This window comes from Pinirhizobacter sp., assembly GCF_035317885.1.
Lineage (GTDB): Bacteria > Pseudomonadota > Gammaproteobacteria > Xanthomonadales > Rhodanobacteraceae > Pinirhizobacter.
Map to the genome: position 1 here is coordinate 1 of NZ_DATHFX010000540.1, position 3,563 is coordinate 3,563.

General features: G+C 65.5%; 4 protein-coding genes. 1 reads left to right on the forward strand and 3 read right to left on the reverse strand.

The window, feature by feature from the left end; genetic code table 11:
• From VK519_RS17740 to VK519_RS17750, 3 genes are all read right to left on the reverse strand, one after another.
• The coding region (locus tag VK519_RS17740) for a cation:proton antiporter domain-containing protein (RefSeq protein ID WP_324351992.1) at window positions 1–276 on the reverse strand (276 nt) is incomplete at its 3' end.
• A gap of 62 nt (window positions 277–338) precedes the next feature.
• Window positions 339–1,334, reverse strand: a complete 996-nt coding sequence (gene hemB, locus VK519_RS17745; protein WP_324351994.1) for a porphobilinogen synthase — start codon at window positions 1,332–1,334, stop codon at window positions 339–341.
• A 109-nt stretch (window positions 1,335–1,443) separates the two neighbouring features.
• A complete protein-coding gene (locus VK519_RS17750; RefSeq protein WP_324351996.1) occupies window positions 1,444–2,556 on the reverse strand; it encodes an ABC transporter ATP-binding protein in 1,113 nt (370 codons plus the stop codon).
• A gap of 148 nt (window positions 2,557–2,704) precedes the next feature.
• On the opposite strand from VK519_RS17750, the gene VK519_RS17755 reads away from it, so the two are divergent.
• Window positions 2,705–3,563, forward strand: an 859-nt coding sequence (locus VK519_RS17755; protein WP_324351998.1) for a glucokinase, incomplete at its 3' end; no start/stop codon positions are given.

The window sequence follows — 3,563 nt, forward strand, 5'->3', positions numbered from 1 at the left end:
CAGGCCGCTGCCGAACACGGCGCGCCGCATCACCCACAGGCGCTGCGGCGAAAGCTCAAGGCCGATGACGAACAGCATCAGCACCACGCCAAACTCGGAGATCGCGGCAACGCCGGCCGTGTCGCGGATCAGGCCAAAGCCGGAAGGCCCGATGGCCAGGCCCGCGACCAGGTAGCCCAGCACCGCCCCGAGCTTGAATCGCTTGGAAATGGGCACCGCCACCACGGTAGCGAGCAGGAAGATGACCGCCGATTGCAGGAACTGATGGTTTTCCATGGCCTCTACCCCGGATCGGTGACCCGAATTATGGCATGGACGATGAGTAGCTCTGCCGGGATTTACCTGTCCTCGCGCAACCAACGCGCCACATCGATGGCGAAGTAGGTAAGGATGGCATCGGCGCCGGCGCGCTTGATCGACACCAGCGATTCGAGCACCACTTTCTTCTCATCCAGCCAGCCGTTCTGCGCAGCGGCCTTGATCATCGCGTACTCGCCGCTCACCTGGTACACGAAGGTGGGCGCGCCGAAGGCGTCCTTCACCCGGCGCACGATGTCCAGGTACGGCAGGCCCGGTTTCACCATCACCACATCGGCGCCTTCGGCAAGGTCGAGCTCGACCTCTCGCAAGGCTTCGTCGCTGTTGCCGACATCCATCTGGTAGGTGTGCTTGTCGGCCTTGCCCAGGCTGGCCGATGAACCCACCGCGTCGCGGAACGGGCCATAGAAGCTGGAGGCATATTTGGCCGCGTACGACAGGATCCGCGTATGGATGAAGCCATGGGCCTCCAGCGCGTCGCGGATGCTGCCGATGCGGCCGTCCATCATGTCCGACGGCGCGATGAAATCGATGCCGGCCTCGGCCTGGGCCAGCGACATCTTCACCAGCGCCTTGACCGTAGGCTCGTTCATCACATAGCCGTCGGCGTCGATCAGGCCGTCCTGGCCGTGGGTGGTATAGGGGTCGAGGGCGACGTCACCGATCAGGCCAAGCTGGGGCCAGGCCTTCTTCAGCGCGCGCGCGGCACGCTGGAACAGGCCCTGCGGGTTCCAGGCCTCGGCGGCGTCTTCGCTCTTGGCGCCCGCGCCCACCGATGGGAACAGTGCCAGTGCCGGGATACCAAGGGCCACGCATTCGCCACCGAGCTTCACCAGTTCGTCGATCGACAGCCGTTCCACGCCCGGCATCGAGGGCACCGCCTCGCGCTCAGCTTCACCCTCGATGACGAAGGCGACCATGATCAGGTCATGGGCGGTGAGGGTGGTCTCGCGCATGAGGTTGCGGGAGAAGGCATCGCGGCGCATGCGGCGCATGCGGACGGCGGGGAAATTCATGGGCGGGGCCTCGGTCTTTAAGCCAGGCGGTCATTCTACGCCGCGGGTGGCGGAGGCTGGCGCGGCAAGTTGTCCCGGACCGGCGGCCCTGGGGTTGGGGTCAGAGTAATTACTCTGACCCCGCTTCGATGCGAAGGGTGGTGGCGGCATCGAAGTAATGCGCCCGCGCCGGATCGAATGACAGTTCGATCTCGCCACCCGGGTGCGATGCGGCCTGGGGCGGCGCGCGTGACACCAGTTCGCCCTCGGCGCCACGCATGTTCAGGAACACCTCGTTGCCCACCGGCTCCACCACGTCGACGAAGGCCTTAAGGCGCGGGAACGCCGCGGGCGTGCCGGCGGCAACCGGCTGCAGGTCTTCCGGGCGTATGCCCATCACCACCTGCTGGCCGAGATGGCCGGCCAGCGCAGCAGCGGGAGCGAGCGGCCCCAGCGGCAGCAGTCCGGAGGGCGTGCGCAGCACGAAACCATCCGATTGCTCGAGTGTCCCCGTCCAGAGGTTCATCGCGGGGCTGCCCAGGAACCCGGCCACGAACAAATTGGCCGGCTTGTCGTAGAGGTTCATCGGCGTGTCGATCTGCTGGATGACGCCGCCATTCAACACCACGATGCGCTGGCCCAGCGTCATCGCTTCGATCTGGTCGTGGGTGACATAGATCATCGTGGCGCCGAGTTCGCGATGCAGGCGTCCGATCTCCACGCGCATGGACAACCGCAGCTTCGCGTCGAGGTTCGACAACGGTTCGTCCAGCAGGAAGACAGCAGGGTCGCGCACGAGGGCACGGCCAAGTGCCACGCGCTGGCGCTGTCCGCCCGACAGCGCAGCCGGGCGGGAAGCGAGCCTTTCGCTCAGCCCAAGCTTGGCGGCGGATTCGGCCACGCGCTTGTCGATCTCCGCCTTCGGCTGTCCGCGCAAGCGCAATCCGAAGCCCAGGTTCTCGGCCACCGTCATGTGGGGATACAGCGCGTAGTTCTGGAACACCATGGCGATGTCGCGATCTTTCGGCGCAGTGTCGTTCACCACGCGGTCGCCGATCCACAGCTCACCGCCGCTGATGTCCTCCAGGCCCGCGATCATCCGAAGCAGTGTGGTCTTGCCACAGCCGGAAGGCCCCACCAGCACCAGCAACTCGCCGTCGGCGATGTCGAAGCTGGCTTCCGAAACCGCGACATGGCCGTTGGGGTACACCTTGCGGATCTTGTCCAGGCGGACACCGGCCATACTGTTCTCCACGATGCGATGGGGTATTCTGCCCACGTAATCGTTTACATCAAAGCTCGGCGTGATTGCTGCAATGCAGCATAGAGCGGGCTGGACATTCATGGCGCCGCACAGGCAGGCTTGACCGATTTCGACGGGTTCTTTTTCCATGGCTCATCACAGCGCGCTGCAACCGACCCTCCTTGCCGATGTCGGTGGCACCAATATCCGCTTCGCGATGGCCGATCCCACGCAAAGGTCCCCGTTCCGCGCCGACACCGTGCGCCGGTATCACGTGGCGGACTTCCCGAACATGAGCGATGCCGGCAAGCGCTACTTCCAGGAGACCGGCCTTGAGGCACACCGCGCCATCGTCGACGCCGCTGGCCGCGTCGCTGATGCTGAGGTAAAGATCACCAACAACCCCTGGGAGATCTCCGCCGCACGCCTGGAACGCGAATTGGGCCTGGATTCGGTGCACCTGGTGAACGATTTCGCCGCGCTTTCGATGGGCGTACCGCTGCTGGAGCCTGAGGACTGCGTGGTGATCGGCGACGTGCCCTGCCCCACGCTTGGCGCCACGCACGCGCAAACCTTCGCCGTGATCGGCCCGGGCACGGGCCTGGGGGTGGGCGCGCTACTGATCCGCAACGGCCACTGCAGCGTGCTGGAAACCGAAGGCGGCCACGCCGGCTTCGCCGCGCACACGACCGAAGACATCAAGATCCTGCGACGGCTCAACGAGAAATACGGCCGCGTGTCCAACGAGCGCCTGATCTGCGGCCAGGGCCTGGTGAACCTCTATGGGGCTCTTTGCGACATTGCCGGCCATACGCCCGAAGACCTCAAGCCCGAGGACGTCACCCAGCGTGCCGAGGACGGCAGCGACCCGATGTGCGTGAAGACGGCCGAACGTTTCGCCGGCATCTTGGGCTCCGTAGCGGGCGACCTGGTGCTTACCCTGGGCGCATGGGATGGCGTGTACATCGCCGGCGGCCTGCTGCCGATCATGCTGCCCTGGACGGAGA